This is a genomic window from Neisseria sp. HMSC070H10, from assembly GCF_001837635.1.
GTDB classification, from domain to species: domain Bacteria; phylum Pseudomonadota; class Gammaproteobacteria; order Burkholderiales; family Neisseriaceae; genus Neisseria; species Neisseria subflava_A.
Window position 1 is genome coordinate 68,497 of sequence record NZ_KV833348.1, and the last position, 17,054, is coordinate 85,550.

Sequence of the window (17,054 nt, forward strand, 5' to 3'; positions counted from 1 at the left end):
CTGAAAAAGCTTGTAATGTTTTCAGACGGCCTTAAATCAGTCTTTTTTATGGATACGGTGGCTGACGGTATTGAAAAAACCGCGCAGGATGTCGATGTCTTCGGTTTGCGTGTTGGCGCGTCCGAACAGGCTCTGCATACGGCGCATCAGGCGCTCGCCGTTGCGGCGGTTGAAAAAGCCGATGTCGTTCATCACGCTTTCCATGTGGGCGACCATGCCTTTGATTTGCTCATGGGTCGCAGCGTGGTCTTCCTGTTGAAGATGGGTCATGGGCGAATCGGTTTGGCTGAAGATTTCGTAGCACACGACCTGCACGGCTTGGGCGAGGTTGAGCGAGAAATAGTCGGGATTGCCGTTGATGGTCATCAGTCGGTTGCAGGCTTGGACTTCTTCGATGCTCAAGCCGAAAGTCTCGTTGCCGAAAACCAGTGCCACTTTTTCGCCTCGGTTGGCGGCCTGCAGTAATTCGGGCACCAAATCGCGCGGGGTTTGCAGCGGCGCGGTGATTTCGCGGCGGCGACTGGTCAGGGCGCAGGCGATGGTGGTGTCGGCAAGGGCTTCGTCCAAAGAGGCAGCAATGGTGGCATTTTCCAAAACGTCTGCCGCACCGGAAGCGAGGATGAAACTTTCTTCCGGTAATTTAAACGATTGCGGATGCTCCGGATCGAATACGGGCGGATTTTCCGTCATCGGCGTTGCCATCAGATTGGGGGCAACGATGGTCAGTTTGTGCAGGCCCATTGTTTTCATGGCGCGGGCGGCGGAGCCGATATTGGCGGGATGGCTGGTACGCGTGAGGATGATGCGGATATTGTCCAGATAGGCGGGCAGGGCGGGTTTTTCGGAAGTCATGTTTTGTTTTCTGTTTGTACGGGAATCAGGTATAATGCGCCATCTTTTTGTTTTCAGACGGCCTTTTTCCATGCCGTCTGAAATGTTCTTTAACAGCATCGGAAACGATTAACAGCCTCTTGTGTGCCTGTTCGGCGCATTAGGGCGTATTTTACCTGAATTAGGAAGAAAACCATGAATCCGTTTTTAAATACCGCTTTCAAAGCCGCCCGTAAAGCAGGGCAAATGATGATTCGCGCCGCCGGCAATCTGGATGCCGTCAAAGTAGACAGCAAAGCATTCAACGACTTCGTTTCCGATGTTGACCGCAGCTCCGAGATGATTTTGGTGGAAGCGCTCAAAGAAGCCTATCCGCATCATAAAATCACTTGCGAAGAAGGCGGCTCCCACGGTAAAGCCACCGCCGAGTACGAATGGATTATCGACCCGCTCGACGGCACAACCAACTTCCTCCACGGCCATCCCCAATACGCCATCTCTATGGCACTCCTGCACAAAGGCGTGTTGCAAGAAGCTTTGGTGTACGCACCTGAGCGCAACGACGTATACATGGCTTCCCGCGGCAAAGGCGCGTTGCTCAACGACCGCCGTATCCGCGTTTCCAACCGCATCGAATTGAACCGCTGCCTGATTGGTACCGGCTTCCCTGTTGTCGATCAAAGCATGATGGACAAGTATCTGGCGATTTTGAAAGATTTCTTGTCAAAAACCGCCGGCGGCCGTCGTGAAGGCGCGGCTTCTTTGGATTTGTGTGCCGTTGCGGCCGGCCGTTTGGACGGTTTCTTTGAGTTCAACCTCAAACCTTGGGATATTGCCGCCGGTGCATTGATTGTCCAAGAAGCAGGCGGCATCGTTACCGATATGTCCGGCGATGAAGGCTGGTTGGAAAGCGGCGACATCGTTGCGGCCAATCCTAAAGTATTGGCACAAATGCTGAAAATTATTTCTGAACACCAATAAGCTTTTGTAGGGAACGGTCTGTATTTATCGTGACAGGCTAGAGTTTAAACAATCGGTAAAAGGCCGTCTGAAACCTGAAATAGGGTTTCAGACGGCCTTTTATTTTGTTATTAACGGATTCGGATAAGAGCTGAAAATACGGCTTTTAAAGGAAGCGTTTTTAATTTTGTCTGTATTTTCTATTGCTTCGCAGTTATGATATGGATACGTTTGGCTGAAATAATGCCGCATGCAATCATAAAAATAGAAAGCAGAGGAGAATAATGAAACGAGATTTTGAAGCAGTAAAACGCATTGTTATTAAGATTGGAACCAGTTCGTTGGTGTTGCCAAACGGCAAAATCAATTTGGCAAAAATCGACCAACTGGCCTTTGTCATTTCCAGCTTGGTCAGTAAGGACAAAGAAATTGTGCTGGTGTCTTCCGGCGCGATGGGCTTTGGGCTGAATGTCCTCAACATGGAAAAACGTCCGGCGGAAATGGCGCAGCAGCAGGCTGTTTCCAGCGTCGGCCAAGTGGCCATGATGAGCCTTTACTCGCAGATTTTTTCCCATTATCGGATGACGGTATCGCAAATCCTGCTGACGCGTGATGTGGTCGAATATCCGGAAAGTTTGGCAAACGTTACCAATGCTTTTGAATCCCTGCTTTCCATCGGCGTCATCCCTATTGTCAATGAGAACGACGCGGTCAGCGTGGATGAGATGGACCATGCCACCAAGTTTGGCGATAACGACCGTTTGTCGGCAGTCGTGGCGAAAATCGTTAAAGCCGATTTGCTGATTATGTTGTCCGATATTGACGGTTTGTTTGATAAAAATCCGGCTGTTCACGCCGATGCCAAGCTGCGCAGCCATGTTGCCGATATTACCGAAGAAATTATTGCTTCTGCCGGCGGATCGGGCAGTAAGTTTGGTACGGGCGGCATGTTCAGTAAGATTAAGAGTGCGCAGATGATGTTTGAACATCACGGCCAGATGGTGTTGATGAACAGCGCCAATCCGCGCGATATTCTTCAGGTTTTAGATGGCGCGCCTATTGGAACGTGGTTTGCACAAGAGAAATAGGGAGGTTTGATGAGCTATATCGAACAGTTGGGCAAGAATGCCCAAAAAGCCAGTAAAACGTTAATCAGCTTGGGAAGCTTGGAAAAAAACAATCTGCTGCGTCAGGTTGCAACGGCGTTGGTTGAACAGGCTGAGATGATTTTGGCAGAAAATGCCCGCGATTTGGCCGCTGCAAAAGAAAACGGCATTTCGGACATTATGCTCGACAGGCTGCGTTTGAATCACGAACGCATCAAAGGCATTGCGGAAGGCGTTGGGCAGGTTGCCGATTTGCAGGACCCAATTGGGCAGGTTGTCCGCGGCTATATCAATTTGGACGGTTTGAAAATAGTTCAAAAACGCGTGCCTTTGGGCGTGGTTGCCATGATTTTTGAAAGCCGCCCGAATGTTTCGGTCGATGCGTTTTCTCTGGCCTTTAAAACCGGCAATGCCATTATTTTGCGCGGCGGTCGCGATGCCATCCATTCCAATACCGCATTGATTGCCGTCATCAGGCAGACTTTGGTAAAAGCGGGGATGGATGCCGATGTGGTGCAGCTGGTTGAAGATACCAGTCATGCTGCCGCTGAGGAATTGATGCAGGCGGTTGATTATATTGATGTACTGATTCCGCGCGGCGGCGCGCGCTTGATTCAGACGGTGAAAGAGAAATCGAAAGTTCCCGTCATTGAAACCGGAGTCGGTAATTGCCATATTTATGTGGATGACAGTGCCGATTTGGAGATGGCGGTCAATATCGTCGTGAACGCGAAAACGCAGCGTCCGAGCGTGTGCAATGCCGCGGAGTCTTTGGTTGTTCATGAAAAGATAGCGGAAGCGTTTTTGCCAAAACTGGAAGAAGCCGTTGCCAAAGTGCATCCGATCGAATTTAGAGCCGATCAGGAAGCGCTGCGTATTTTTAAAAATGCTGTTTTGGCAACCGAGGAAGATTACAGTACCGAGTTTCTTGACTATATTATGTCGGTCAAAACGGTAAAATCAGTGGAAGAAGCCGTCGATTGGATTAACGGCCATACGACGCATCACTCGGAAGCGATTGTGACCCAAAGCATTGCCCATGCCGAGTTTTTCCAAGAAAGCATTGATGCGGCGGCGGTTTATGTCAATGCGTCCACTCGGTTCACCGACGGCTTTGTTTTCGGATTGGGCGCGGAAATTGGTATTTCCACCCAAAAAATGCACGCCCGCGGCCCTATGGGTTTGGAAGCGCTGACTTCGACCAAGTTCTACATCAACGGCAACGGTCAGATCCGACGTTGATAAACGCCCCTCAACTTCATCAATTTGCGTATAATGGCGGGAAATTTGATTTTTCCCGAACAACCGATTTAGTAAAAAGGAACACACCATGTCCTCTATCCACGATCAAATCAAAGAAGTCGTTACCACACACCGCGTCGTATTGTTCATGAAAGGCACGAAGCAATTTCCGCAATGCGGCTTCTCTTCCCGTGCCGTACAAATCCTCAATGCGGCAGGTTGCACCGACTATGTGACTGTCAACGTATTGGAAAACGATGCCGTACGCCAAGGCATTAAAGAATACAGCGACTGGCCGACCATTCCTCAACTGTACGTTAACGGCGAATTTGTCGGCGGCTCCGACATTTTGATGGAAATGTATGAAGCAGGCGAACTGCAAGAATTGCTGAAAGCTTAATTATCCACAATATTCCGTAATGTAAAATTGTTGACAAAGGCCGTCTGAAACCCTGATTCAGACGGCCTTTCGCATGAATACGCACTTTGCGCGCCATGCGAAAAAAAGTATAATCCCCCTCCATCAACGCAATTCGGAAAATCAACATGAACGTTACCGTTATCAACCACCCTTTAGTCCGCCACAAACTCACGCTGATGCGTGAAGCGGATTGCAGCACTTACAAATTCCGCACGCTTACCACCGAGTTGGCACGTCTGATGGCATATGAGGCCAGCCGTGATTTTGAAATTGAAAAATATATTATTGACGGCTGGTGCGGCTCTATTGAAGGCGACCGCATCAAAGGCAAAACGCTGACCGTTGTCCCGATTTTGCGTGCCGGTTTGGGTATGCTTGACGGCGTACTCGACCTGATTCCGACTGCCAAAATCAGCGTTGTCGGCTTGCAGCGCGATGAAGAAACTTTGAAACCGGTTTCTTATTTTGAAAAATTTGTCGACAGCATGGACGAACGTCCCGCACTGATTATTGACCCAATGTTGGCGACCGGCGGCTCTATGGTTGCCACCATCGACCTTTTAAAAGCCAAAGGTTGCCGTAACATCAAAGCATTGGTATTGGTTGCCGCTCCGGAAGGCGTAAAAGCCGTCAATGACGCGCATCCTGATGTAACCATCTACACTGCCGCGCTCGACAGCCACTTGAACGAACACGGCTACATCATCCCCGGTTTGGGCGATGCCGGCGATAAGATTTTCGGTACACGTTAATTGAAATGTTTAAGGCCGTCTGAAAAGTGTCAAACCTAAACTTTCAGACGGCCTTGTTATATGGTTTGCTTTAAAACCCACATCAGAAAGGACAATCATGAGCTTCCAAGATAATCTTGCCGCCATGCCTGCCATCGATCATTTGAGCGGCTTAGATATTCTCGACAAAGAGGGCAATGTGGTTCATCACATTCCCAATGCACCCGGCAAACAAGGCTCGCTCAAGCTTTACCATGCTTTGGCGCAAGAGTTTGACGGCAAGCTGGACGCAGCGGCGGCAGAACGCGGCCTGGCATGGTTCGCCGAACATGTTGCCGATGCCGAAGCCAATCCAGGCAAACATCCGAATATTGATTTGCTGTTTAAAGTGAAAGCTGAAAATGCCAGCCTGACTTTGAAACCATTGGCTGCTTAATGAATACAAAAAAGGCCGTCTGAAAACAATATTCAGACGGCCTTTTTATATGCTTAAAACCTTAAGCGATAGAAGCTTCAACGAATGCAGTCAGTTGGCCTTTAGCCAGTGCGCCGACTTTAGTAGCAACGTTTTCGCCGTTTTTGAACACCATCAGAGTAGGGATGCCGCGAACGCCGAATTTGGCAGGAGTGGCTTCATTGTCGTCGATGTTGATTTTAACGACTTTCAGACGGCCTTGGAATTCGGAGGCGATGTCGTCCAAGATTGGGGCGATCATTTTGCAAGGGCCGCACCATGGTGCCCAGAAGTCCAGCAATACAGGTACGTCGGATTTCAAAACGTCTTGTTCGAAGCTGGCATCGCTGGCGTGGATAATCAATTCGCTGCTCATGTTGTTTCCTTTTAAATCGGGATTAATAAATATGTTGTTCAGAATAGTGGCAGACAGGGAAAATTTCAAGTGCCGCCGCCCGGTAATAGTTTTTTTGAAATGCGCCTATCGTAATCTTTAAAGATTCAGACGGCCTCTTGAACCATGTGGCCGGAGTGTGCAATCAAATGGCGCGTGTAGTCGCTGCTTGGATTGGCAAACACATTTTCGCATTCGCCTTCTTCAACGATTTTGCCGTCTTTCAACACCATCACGCGGTGGGAAATGGCGCGGATGACGGCGAGGTCGTGGCTGATGATGATGAAGGCGAGGCCGTATTCTTTTTGCAGGCCGCTGAGCAATTCAAGGATTTGTTGTTGCCATTGGACATCGAGCGCGCTGGTTGGTTCGTCTAATACGAGGATTTTCGGGCGGACAATGATGGCGCGGGCGATGGCGAGGCGTTGGCGTTGGCCGCCGGAGAATGCGTGCGGATAGCGTTCGAGGGCGTCTTCGGGCAGGCCGACTTGTTTGAGGACTTCTTCGACGCGGCGGCGCATTTCTTCGTGCGGCATTTCAGGTTCGTGCACGCGTAAGGCTTCGGAAACGGTATCGAAGACGTTCATGCGTGGATTGAATGCGCCGAACGGGTCTTGGAACACCATTTGGATTTCGCGTCTTAATTCGCGTTTCCATGGCTCGCCGTTGACAATCAGACTGCCTTCGGAGTCGATAAGGTGCATAACGGCTTTGGCTAATGTGGTTTTGCCGCTGCCACTTTCGCCGATAATGCCTAAGGTTTCGCCGGATTTGAGGTCGAAAGAAATGGGGTTGAGGATGGTTTTGTCGTGTTTTTTAAACCAACCGTCCGATTCTTTGACGGAAAAGGCGATTTGTTCGGCCTTAAGGACGGTGGCCGGGTTTGCAGGTAAAGGAGCCACTTGGCGCGTTGTGCCGGCGTTGAGCAGCATTTTGGTGTATTCGTGCTGAGGATTGGCGAAGACTTCGTTTGCTTTGCCGGTTTCGAGAATACGGCCGTTACGCATAACGGCGACATCATCGGCAAAACGGCGTACAAGGTTCAAGTCGTGCGTAATGTAGAGCATGGTCATGCCGTGGTCTTCCTGCAGGCGTGAGAGCAGGTCGAGAATTTGGGATTGAACGGCAACATCCAAAGCAGTGGTCGGTTCGTCGGCAATCAGGAGCTTGGGCTGGGCTGATACGGCCATGGCAATCATGGCGCGTTGGCGTTGGCCGCCGGAAAGTTGGAAAGGATAGGCCTGGGCTTTTTGCTCGGGCTGGTGGATGCCGGTTTCGTCTAGGAGTTCGATAGCACGCGCCCATGCCTGTTTTTTATCCAAACCCAAATGCAGGGACAGGACTTCGGCGATTTGTTCGCCGACACGCATGACGGGGTTGAGGGCGGTCATGGGTTCTTGAAACACCATGCCGATTTTGCGGCCGCGCAGTTTTTGTAGGGCACGTTCGGACTGGGTCAGCAGATCGGTTCCGCAATATTTCAGACTGCCTTCAAAGCTAACCATCGGATTGAGGCGCATAATGCCTTGCGACAATACGGTTTTACCGCTGCCGCTCTCGCCGACCAATGCCAGTTTGCGGCCGGGTTGCAGGGTAAGGTTGATATCGTGCAAAACTTGTTTGCTCGGAAAGGAGCCGTTTAGGTTTTCGATTTCGAGTATAGGTGTAGTCATGGTCGTGGCCGTCTGAAAAGTTTGTTGATGACAGATTTTCAGACGGCCTGCATGAATCAAGGGGCCGTCTGAAACAGCGGTTTAATCTTGAAACTGTTCTTTAAGTTTGCGTTTTAATACTTTGCCGGTGGCATTGCGCGGCAGCTCGTCTTGGAAGATGACTTGTTTGGGGATTTTAAAGTTTGCCAACAGGCCGCGCAGGTGGCTGCGGACTTCGGCTTCTTCCAGTTTCATGCCTTCTTTGAGTTGGATAAAGGCAATGATTTCTTCATCGGCGTATTGGTCTCTTACGCCGATTACGGCAGTGGCTTCCACAGCTTCGAGTTTGTAAATGGCTTCTTCGATTTCGCGCGGATAGACGTTTTGGCCTTTGGAGATAATCAGGTCTTTTTTGCGGTCAACGATGAAGATGAAGCCGTCTTCGTCTATGGTGACGAAGTCTCCGGTTTTCAGCCAACCGTTGACGATGGTTTCATCTGTGGCGTCAGGCATATTGAGGTAGCCTTGCATCACCGAGTCGCCTTTGATGATGAGTTCGCCCACTTCGCCGCGCGGCACTTCGATCAATTCGTCATCCACGGCTTTCACGGTCAAGCCGGGCAGGGCAACACCGACGCTGGCGGTTTTTTGGCGGTCGGGCGTATTGACGGCCACGACGGGCGAGCATTCGCTCAAGCCGTAGCCTTCCAGCAATTTGGCACGCGGAAATTTGGCTTTAAAGTCGTCAATGGTTTGTCCGGCCAGAGGCGCGCCGCCGCTGATAAACAGACGGACGCGGTTGAACCATCTGAAATACCAAGGGATTTTAGTCTTACTCATGGCGGTGTAAATGGCCGGTACGCCGAGGAAAATGGTAGCGCGTTTGAGTAAAACCTGTTTCAGCACGTTGGAGAACGGGAAGACGGATTTGACCAAAATAATCGAGCAGGCTTGATATATCGGCAGTAAAACCATGGCGGTCAGCGTAAAGCTGTGGAACATGGGTAAGAAGACGACGAAGCGGTCTTTTTGCGAAATTTGGAAAATTTGTTCGATGCCCGAAAGGTTGGAAAACAGGTTGCTATAACTGATTAATGCGCCTTTGGGGTGGCCTGTTGTGCCGGAGGTGTAGATAATGTGCGCCAAATCGTTGGTAGACGGCTGACGACTCAGATTCGGCTTGCCGGGGAATGTACGCGCGGCATCGAAATAGCTGTCATCACTACTGGCGGCTTTGGTTTCGCCAATCCAGATGATTTTATTGACTTTGGTTTTGGCTTTGATGTTTTTGAGTTCTTTGGCCAACGGCGCGGAGGCGAACATAAAGCGTGCGCCACAGTCATTGAGAATGTAGGAAAATTCTTCGCTTTTCAAAAAGACGTTGAGTGGGACGGCTACCGCGCCGATGGAAGTAATGGCGAAATAGGCGGTAATAAATTCGGGAGAGTTGGAAACGACCAGGGCGACCTTGTCGCCATATTGTACGCCTTCGTGTTGCAGATAGGCGGCGACGGTTTCTACTTCGCGCTTGAGGGAGGAATAGCTGATTTTTTCTTTGTCGTTGAAAATGACCGTGCCTTTACCGTTTTTTTGGCAGGCTGCAGTCAGCATAGCGTAAAAATTAGGGTGGGTGTGCATTTCGGAGTTTGTGTCCATATTGTGTCGATGGGTGTACGGTTTCGATGAACCGTTTATTTCGAAGGATAGGTTTTACATCCTATCGGTAAAATAAGCAAGAGGCCGTCTGAAAATACTTTCAGACGGCCTCTTGCTTTGTCGGGCTTAGGAAAGCAATATTTTGAATTTAAAATTATTTATTGTGTTGATGGAAATATTTCCATTCTTTAAAGGTCCGGCCGTTCGGAAGATGGCACAAGCCGATTTTGTTGTCGTTTCTGTCTTGAGCCATTTCGAGTTTGCCGCTGCGTTTGAGGCAGAACCGGTGGTAGAAAGTCTTAGAACTAGCCGTTGTTCAGACGGCTGTCGGGTACTTTCTTAAACAGGCGATAGAAATTGTCGCTGGTGTTTTGTGCCAATGTTTCCAAGCTCTCGCCGCGCAGATTGGCTACGAATTCGGCTGTATAGCGGACGTAGGACGGCTCGTTTTGTTTGCCGCGTTTCGGAACCGGTGCGAGGAAGGGGGCATCGGTTTCTACCAAGATTCTATCGGCTGGGACGTATTTGGCGGCTTCCTGAATCAGCGGCGCGTTTTTAAACGTCACAATGCCGGAGAAGGAAATGTATAAACCCAAATCTAAAGCGGCTTTGGCAAAGGCGACATCTTCGGAGAAGCAGTGGATCACGCCGGAGTTGGTGTGGCATTCTTTCAAAATCCGCAAAGTGTCTTCGGCCGCATCGCGCGTGTGGACGATAACGGGCAGGCCGCTTTCGTTGGCGGCTTGGATGTGGTCGGCAAAGCGTTGATGCTGCCATGACAAATCGCCTTTACACCAGTAATAGTCCAAACCGGTTTCGCCGATGCCGACGATTTTGGGATGTTTGGCCGCTTCTACCATTTCGGCGATGGTAAATTCCTCCGCTTCTTGGCTATCGGGATGTATGCCGATGGTGCAGTAGATGTGGTCGTGCGCCTGGGCAATGTCGAAGACTTCGGCAAAACTTTGTTTGCTGACGCTGATGGCAAGCGCCTGTTTGACGCTTTGCGCTTCCATATTGGCAAAGACTTCGGGCAGGCGGTCTTTTAGGCCGTCAAAGTTGAGATGGCAATGTGAATCGATTAAATGCATGGTATTACAGGGTAAAAGTAGTACGGTCGCTGCGCAGGCGCGGACCGAGCTCGGCTTCGATCAGGTTTTTTGCCTGCTGGCAGCTTTCGTGTTCGGAGAAGGCAAGGCCTACGCCTTTGGGGCGGTGGGCCGAGGTGCGCGCCGGATTGATCCAAACGACTTTGGTTGGCAGGAAGCGTTTGGGATAGTCGGCGATTTCGACGGCCAAGAGGATGTCTTCGCCTAGGGAGAATACGTCATCGGTCGGCACGAACAGGCCGCCGTGTTCTAAAAACGGCATATAGCAGTTGTACAGCAGATTGGGGTCTTTGAGTTGCAAAGCCAACATCTTCGCCGGAATGTCTTTTTTATTCATCATTTATTACCTGTTAGGGTTTGTTTTGCCAAAAATCTAAATATTCGATAAGCAGATACTCAAGCTGCATTTTAACACTCAAGGTATGGTATCCGTAAGGGTTGAGCGCGTTCAGACGGCCCAATAGGGCAAACAGCCTGCGTGAATCGGTTTTGGAGGCCGTCTGAAGCAGGGCTTGGGCATGGTGCGGATAATAAAGCGGCGCCATGCTTTGTTGTGCCAAGCCGACATCCGTCAGCCACTTTTGCAGCCAGTCGATGAAAACGGCCAGCGGTTGCTTTTGTTTGTCGAACGCAGTGGCGTAGTCGAGTATGGCCAACAGGCGCGGGGCAGCCAGCAATGTCAGCAATTCTTCGCGCAATGCGTCCAATTCGGGAGTCGGCGTGAATAAAGGCGCGCCGCTGTGGAATGCCAACAAGGCTTCGGCATTTTCCACGCCCTGTTGACGCAGATATGCCGCAGCCTGCTCATGGGTCGGCGAGGGCAGCACCATCTGGCGGCAACGGCTTTTGATGGTGGGCAGGAGTTTGTCGCGCGCGTGGGTAACGAGCAGGAAAACGACGTGTTGCGGCGGCTCTTCCAAAGCTTTCAACAAACCGTTTGCCGCCTGTGTATTCATGCTTTCCGCCGGATGTACCAATACCACGCGCAGGCCGCCTCGGACAGCGGTCAGGTAAATGTTTTCCACAATATCGCGCACGGCATCGATTTTGATTTGCAGGAGTTTGCGTCCTATTGCCTCGCCTTCGGGAATTTCCGGTGTGAGTTCGTAAAAGTCGGGATGCGTGTTTTGGCTGAACAAATGGCACGAAGCGCACTCACCGCAGGGTTCATGACCGGACTTGGGCGATTCGCATAGCAATGCCTGCGCGACAAAGCGGGCAAACTCGGTTTTGCCGGTATTTTCTTTGCCGGTAAACAGCCAAGCGTTGGGACGGTTTTGCCAATGGGCGGCGAGCTGTTGCCATTGGGTTTCATGCCATGGATAAATCATATCGTTTGGGAACTATAAGGTAGGTGGTTATTATACGCTCAGGCCGTCTGAAAAAGTTTTCAGACGGCCTTTAATAAGCTGCCTAAAAATTAATCAAATATCGTTTTGTTTTGAAATATCAAACATTAAGCCGACTTATTCACAGCCTTTGCACACGCTTGTTTGGGGGAAATGTGTATTTTGTCCGGCGGTAAAGTGATGCTTAAAATTTAGTCAGTCCTGTTTTTTAATGTTAAATCAGACAGTAATCTGATTTATGCACAAGCTGTCCACGCGATTGAACAGGGAAAATGTGCATGGTGGGGATATATTTCAGACGGCCTTATTTTTTGATTTTCAACAAAGCGGTCAAATCCCCGATAAATTTCGGTTCCCGTTTGATGAGGTAAACAATCAACGGGAGATTACCCACGGCAACAATCAAATACAGCAGCGTAATGCTGTCGAACAACATCAGCAAAACCGCGCTCAAAATAGCGGCCGACACCATAAACACGCCGTTGATGATGTTGTTGGCGGCGACGGCGTGGGCGCGGAAGGTTTCGCTGCTGGCGGTTTGCAGCCAAGTGTAAAGCGGTACGGAGAAAAAGCCGCCGAAAAAGCCGATGGCCGACATGACGAGCATAATCGGATACGCTTGGGCTTGCGATAAAAACCAGAGAATGCCGTTTAATTCGGTAAAGCGTTGGCCTTGGGTCAGCCACACCAGCAATAATCCACAGACCGTCAGCCCCAATGTGCCGATGGTAACCAAGCCTAAAATCAGGCGCTCATGGCTGAGTTTGGCGCATAATACCGAGCCGATGGCGATGCCGATGGAGAACAGCGCCAACATCAGGTTGAACACATTATCGTTGCCGCCCAAATGGATTTGCGTGAACGTCGGCAGTTGGGTGGTATAAACCGAGCCGACAAACCAAAACCATGAAATACCAATGATGGACGTGAATACAAGGCGGTCGGCTGCCGCTTCACGAATCAGTGAATTCGTGCCTTTGATGATGTTCCATTCGATTTTTGTGTCCGGCATTTTAGCGGCTACAGACGGCATAAACAGGCTGGTCATCGTACCGCCGATAGCGACTAATAACACCAAACCGCCAACAATATACGGCGGAACGCCTGCGACTGCGGTGCCCAAAATCTGGCCGAGCAAAATGGCGATAAACGTACCCGATTCAATCAGGCTGTTGCCCATAATCAGCTCTTTGTCGTTGAGGTAATCGGGCAAAATGGCGTATTTCAGCGGGCCGAACAAAGTCGATTGCGTACCCATGCAAAACAGGCAGATTAAAAGTAAAGGCGCGGATTGGATGTAGAAGCCATACGCCGCCACTGCCATAATGATGATTTCCAACAGCTTGATCCAGCGCGCCAAAACGGCTTTGTCGAATTTGTTGCTCAGCTGTCCTGACAGCGCGGAAAACAGGAAGTAGGGCAGGATAAACAGCATCGCGCCCAAGTTCAGCATTTGGCTGGATGGCAGAAAGTCGTTTTTGCCCAAACCGTAAAAACTGATCATCACGAATAATGCGGTTTTGAACACATTATCGTTAAACGCGCCCAAAAACTGCGTCCCAAAGAGCGGCGCAAAACGGCGGGTCGTGTGGAAATTCAGATTGTCTTTTTTAAGGCTCATTGTTCGGATTCTTTGTTTTCGTCTTTTTCGATCAGTTTTTCAGTGGAGTCGTCGTCCATCAAAATGCGGTGTGCAGGTCCTTCAAGGTCGTCAAACTGTCCGTTTTTACCCGACCACCAGAAAAACCAGCCGATAATAAAGGCCAAAATAATGCTGATGGGGACAAGGATAAACATACTTTCCATTACATCGCTCCGGTCAAATCGGTCAGAATAAAGGTTTTGCCGCTGACGGTCAGGTATTCGTTGCGCAGCGCGCCGATGTTTTTATCGTCAAAAAACAATTCGATACGGTCTTTAACCACGCGCCAGTATTGCGGAATATCGGTTTGCTCGAAAGGCGACAATACCGCCGCTGCGGCTGCGTCTTCACTTTGCAGCTTGATTACGAAGCGTCCGCTTTGCGGTGGATTTTGTGACTCATCGTCTGCCAACATAATAAAAAATCCGGCATGCTCGCCGTCTTGAGTGTGGATACTGAAATAATGCATATTGAAAATTCTTCAAAACCGCCGTCATTTTTCAGACGGCCCAAAATAAAATTCCGTCCATTTTACATCAAATATTAAGTCAAGCAGCCGATTACATTTTTTGATAGAATACCGCGTTTACTTTGTTAACCTGTTCAGACCGCTACCCACTACGTCCCTCAGCGGATGCAACCCAGCCGGAGCAGCAGTAAGATCCCGACAAAAAGGCCGTCTGAAACCTCAAGGAGCATAAAAATGACACAAAAGTTAATCTTGGTTTTGAACTGCGGCAGCTCTTCCCTCAAGGGTGCCGTATTGGACAACGACAGCGGCGAAGTATTGCTGAGCTGCCTGGCAGAAAAACTCAATCTGCCTGATGCCTACATTACCTTCAAATTCAACGGTGAAAAACGCAAAGTCGATCTTTCTGCCAAACCTGACCATACCGGTGCTGTTGAAGCCCTGATGGAAGAACTGAAAGCGCATGACCTCGACAGCCGTATCGGCGCCATCGGCCACCGTGTCGTCAGCGGCGGCGAATTGTACAAAGAATCTATTTTGGTTGACGACGAAGTCATTGCCGGTATTGAAAAATGCATTCCGCTCGCTCCTTTGCACAACCCTGCCCACCTTTTGGGCCTGCGTGCCGCACAAACCATTTTCAAAGGTCTGCCGAACGTTGTCGTATTCGACACCGCCTTCCATCAAACCATGCCTGAACACGCTTACAAATACGCTGTTCCACATGAATTGTATGAAAAATACGGCTTGCGCCGCTACGGCGCGCACGGTACCAGCTACCGCTACGTTTCCGATGAAACCGCCCGTTTCCTCGGCAAAGACAAAAAAGACCTGCGCATGGTGATTGCCCACTTGGGTAACGGCGCATCTATTACCGCCGTCGCCAACGGCGAATCACGCGATACCAGCATGGGTCTGACTCCGCTGGAAGGTTTGGTCATGGGTACCCGCAGCGGCGATATCGACCCTTCAGTTTTCAGCTTCTTGGCTGAAAATGCCAACATGACCATCGCCCAAATCACCGACATGCTGAACAAAAAATCCGGCCTGCTCGGTATCTCCGGTTTGTCCAACGACTGCCGTACCATCGAAGAAGAAGCTGCCAAAGGTCATCCGGGCGCTAAACTGGCTCTGGAAATGTTCATCTACCGCTTGGCTAAATACATTGGCAGCATGGCAGTAGCAGCCGGCGGTTTGGACGCCTTGGTCTTCACCGGCGGTATCGGTGAAAACTCCGACATCATCCGCGAACGCGTATTGGGTTACTTGGGCTTCCTCGGTCTGCACATTGACCAAGAAGCCAACCTGAAAGCCCGCTTCGGCAATGCCGGTGTGATTACCACTACCGACAGCAAAGCTGTTGCCGTTGTGATTCCTACCAATGAAGAATTGATGATTGCACACGATACTGCCCGTCTGAGCGGCCTGTAATCCGTCATTATTGAAAACCTGCCCGAAAGGGCAGGTTTTTTATTGTGTATAGATGAAGAAAATTTTGAGAATATATTGAGAAAAGCCGGTAAACATTACGTTTGCCGGCTTTTCCGTTTGATCCACTCGCAGTTTCTGCGAATTCTCTTTTAAGTATTTTTCATAGGGTTGCATGAATGCTATTTCTTACCGTTCTTAATACCCTCACTCAACACCTGTTGAAAACGCTCGTAATCACAAAAGCCCTTTTCATCTTTTTCACAGCCTTTGAGCGTTAAAGCTGTTTGGTTTGGTGGTGTCGCTAAACTTAATGGCGTGGTGTTAATCAGCTGTTCGGTAGATTGATACACATAATCCAACTTAAATTTGAGCTTACCACTTGGTTTGTGCTTCCATACTTCAAATAGCAGCTTGCCACCGATTGGGATATTTTCCAATGAACCATCTAATTCATAAGGCTCAACACCTAATGCAGCCAGCAGAGCGACGATATTAGAATCGTGTCCAACCAATAAGTTAATTTTATTTTCGCTATTTAGCTGCTGCTGAATAAATGCCAATAACGGATATGATGCATTTTGTGCTAACGCTTCATTGTTTTTAAATAAAGTGCGGTAATATTCGTTTTTAATTTCGTTAATTGCGCGCCATTTTTCTTGGCTATCCACACGACCGTTTGCAATTTCAGAATCAGGCTTACCCACATAATGTGCGAGCAATAATGCACTGACAATTTTCTTCCCGGTGCTGATAGAACCCGTAATCTTGACCGACTTGCCGTCTTTGATACTGTATTCACCGACTTTTCCACCTAAATCACATTCGCCTTTTTGCAAGCAGTTTGGTGAATTTTTATAATCGATGATTTCACTCAATAGCGCATAATTTGGCGCTAATTTTTGCTGTAAAGCGGTTAAATCAACGTTATTTTTTGCAGATTCAATCAAAGCTTGGCTTGGATTGTGCGCCTGCGTGTTAAAAATTGGATCTTTTTCTGAACCAATTTCACCGTGATGTTGCAGTTGAACATTACAGCCTGCAAAAGCTCCCGCCACAATGGCCTGACCTGTTGCAATGGTGCGTTGCACTCCATTCGCATAAGCGAAAATACCTTCACCCGATGCACAACGATCTGTCGTTAATAATCCTTTATCAGCAAGCCATTGTCCTAAATATTGGCCGAAATAGGTTTCTAGCACTGTCCCTTTTGCCGTGAGATAACCAGATGGCACATCCCATTTTGCCCACGCATACGGGGAATATTTCGCCATTTCTTGCGGATCTTTTTCCACTGGTGAACGCAATCCGTGTCGGCTGAAAATCAATACTTTCTCTAATTCATAATCAGAACTTGAGGAAGTTTGACCATTTTCTGTTGCAAACGCACTACTTGCTAAAGCTGAGCCAAGCAAAAGTGCGGTGAATTTTAGGGTTATTTTTTTCATATTCGATACCTAATCATTTAATGTTGAAATTGAGCTATAAAAATTCAAGGCATATTTGGTGCCGTAAACTAACACCATAAATACTGCAACAATATTGACTACCGCTTAATCAGTGCAATATTAAGATACTGAGACCTTTGCAAAATTCCTTTTCCCCCGACA

Annotated in this window: 18 protein-coding genes; 7 read left to right on the forward strand and 11 right to left on the reverse strand. The window is 49.2% G+C overall.

The annotated features are described in order from the left end of the window. Positions 1-36 precede the first annotated feature (36 nt). The gene (locus tag HMPREF2606_RS00585; protein ID WP_049335615.1) at positions 37-852 is read right to left on the reverse strand and encodes an RNA methyltransferase; all 816 of its coding nucleotides are present in this window, start codon (positions 850-852) and stop codon (positions 37-39) included. Between the two features lie 174 nt (positions 853-1,026). Between HMPREF2606_RS00585 and HMPREF2606_RS00590 the strand changes: the two genes are divergently transcribed. From HMPREF2606_RS00590 to HMPREF2606_RS00615, 6 genes are all read left to right on the forward strand, one after another. Further along, entirely contained in the window at positions 1,027-1,812 is a 786-nt protein-coding gene (locus tag HMPREF2606_RS00590) for an inositol monophosphatase family protein (RefSeq protein ID WP_004519521.1), read from the forward strand. Positions 1,813-2,075: 263 nt separating this feature from the next. Further along, on the forward strand, positions 2,076-2,879 hold the full coding sequence (gene proB, locus HMPREF2606_RS00595) for a glutamate 5-kinase (protein ID WP_049335562.1): 804 nt from the start codon (positions 2,076-2,078) through the stop codon (positions 2,877-2,879). A 9-nt stretch (positions 2,880-2,888) separates the two neighbouring features. Further along, complete coding sequence (locus HMPREF2606_RS00600) at positions 2,889-4,139, forward strand: glutamate-5-semialdehyde dehydrogenase (RefSeq protein ID WP_049335564.1); 1,251 nt, start codon at positions 2,889-2,891, stop codon at positions 4,137-4,139. An 88-nt stretch (positions 4,140-4,227) separates the two neighbouring features. Beyond that, positions 4,228-4,539, forward strand: a complete 312-nt coding sequence (grxD, locus tag HMPREF2606_RS00605; protein WP_003681608.1) for a Grx4 family monothiol glutaredoxin — start codon at positions 4,228-4,230, stop codon at positions 4,537-4,539. Positions 4,540-4,685: 146 nt separating this feature from the next. Continuing rightward, entirely contained in the window at positions 4,686-5,312 is a 627-nt protein-coding gene (upp, locus tag HMPREF2606_RS00610; RefSeq protein WP_004519527.1) for a uracil phosphoribosyltransferase, read from the forward strand. Between the two features lie 97 nt (positions 5,313-5,409). Next, positions 5,410-5,727 carry a DUF2322 family protein gene (locus HMPREF2606_RS00615; RefSeq protein WP_003746050.1) on the forward strand — a complete coding sequence of 106 codons (318 nt, stop codon included), beginning with the start codon at positions 5,410-5,412 and terminating at the stop codon, positions 5,725-5,727. A 61-nt stretch (positions 5,728-5,788) separates the two neighbouring features. Here the strand turns inward: HMPREF2606_RS00615 and trxA are convergent, their stop codons facing one another. The 9 genes from trxA to HMPREF2606_RS00660 form a co-directional block, all read right to left on the reverse strand. Then, the gene (gene trxA / locus HMPREF2606_RS00620; protein ID WP_003681479.1) at positions 5,789-6,121 is read right to left on the reverse strand and encodes a thioredoxin TrxA; all 333 of its coding nucleotides are present in this window, start codon (positions 6,119-6,121) and stop codon (positions 5,789-5,791) included. A 125-nt stretch (positions 6,122-6,246) separates the two neighbouring features. Then, a complete protein-coding gene (locus tag HMPREF2606_RS00625) occupies positions 6,247-7,812 on the reverse strand; it encodes an ABC transporter ATP-binding protein (RefSeq protein ID WP_070843125.1) in 1,566 nt (521 codons plus the stop codon). Between the two features lie 81 nt (positions 7,813-7,893). After that, entirely contained in the window at positions 7,894-9,447 is a 1,554-nt protein-coding gene (locus HMPREF2606_RS00630; RefSeq protein ID WP_070843126.1) for a fatty acid--CoA ligase, read from the reverse strand. Between the two features lie 305 nt (positions 9,448-9,752). Further along, a complete protein-coding gene (locus HMPREF2606_RS00635) occupies positions 9,753-10,538 on the reverse strand; it encodes a TatD family hydrolase (RefSeq protein WP_070843127.1) in 786 nt (261 codons plus the stop codon). A 4-nt stretch (positions 10,539-10,542) separates the two neighbouring features. After that, the gene (locus tag HMPREF2606_RS00640; protein WP_003746058.1) at positions 10,543-10,896 is read right to left on the reverse strand and encodes a PilZ domain-containing protein; all 354 of its coding nucleotides are present in this window, start codon (positions 10,894-10,896) and stop codon (positions 10,543-10,545) included. Between the two features lie 10 nt (positions 10,897-10,906). Next, positions 10,907-11,887, reverse strand: a complete 981-nt coding sequence (locus HMPREF2606_RS00645) for a DNA polymerase III subunit delta' (protein WP_070843128.1) — start codon at positions 11,885-11,887, stop codon at positions 10,907-10,909. 322 nt (positions 11,888-12,209) lie between these two features. Beyond that, on the reverse strand, positions 12,210-13,526 hold the full coding sequence (locus HMPREF2606_RS00650) for an MFS transporter (RefSeq protein WP_070843129.1): 1,317 nt from the start codon (positions 13,524-13,526) through the stop codon (positions 12,210-12,212). Further along, positions 13,523-13,711: a cbb3-type cytochrome oxidase assembly protein CcoS gene (gene ccoS, locus HMPREF2606_RS00655; protein WP_004520838.1), complete on the reverse strand. Its 189-nt coding sequence runs from the start codon at positions 13,709-13,711 to the stop codon at positions 13,523-13,525. Before ccoS ends, HMPREF2606_RS00650 begins: the two co-directional genes overlap by 4 nt. Further along, the gene (locus HMPREF2606_RS00660) at positions 13,711-14,016 is read right to left on the reverse strand and encodes an HLGFF motif protein (protein WP_070843130.1); all 306 of its coding nucleotides are present in this window, start codon (positions 14,014-14,016) and stop codon (positions 13,711-13,713) included. Before HMPREF2606_RS00660 ends, ccoS begins: the two co-directional genes overlap by 1 nt. A 234-nt stretch (positions 14,017-14,250) precedes the next feature. On the opposite strand from HMPREF2606_RS00660, the gene HMPREF2606_RS00665 reads away from it, so the two are divergent. Beyond that, complete coding sequence (locus HMPREF2606_RS00665; protein WP_070843131.1) at positions 14,251-15,447, forward strand: acetate kinase; 1,197 nt, start codon at positions 14,251-14,253, stop codon at positions 15,445-15,447. 179 nt (positions 15,448-15,626) lie between these two features. Here HMPREF2606_RS00665 and HMPREF2606_RS00670 read toward each other — a convergent pair whose 3' ends face one another. Then, the gene (locus tag HMPREF2606_RS00670; protein ID WP_036490205.1) at positions 15,627-16,892 is read right to left on the reverse strand and encodes a histidine-type phosphatase; all 1,266 of its coding nucleotides are present in this window, start codon (positions 16,890-16,892) and stop codon (positions 15,627-15,629) included. Between the last annotated feature and the right edge of the window lie 162 nt (positions 16,893-17,054).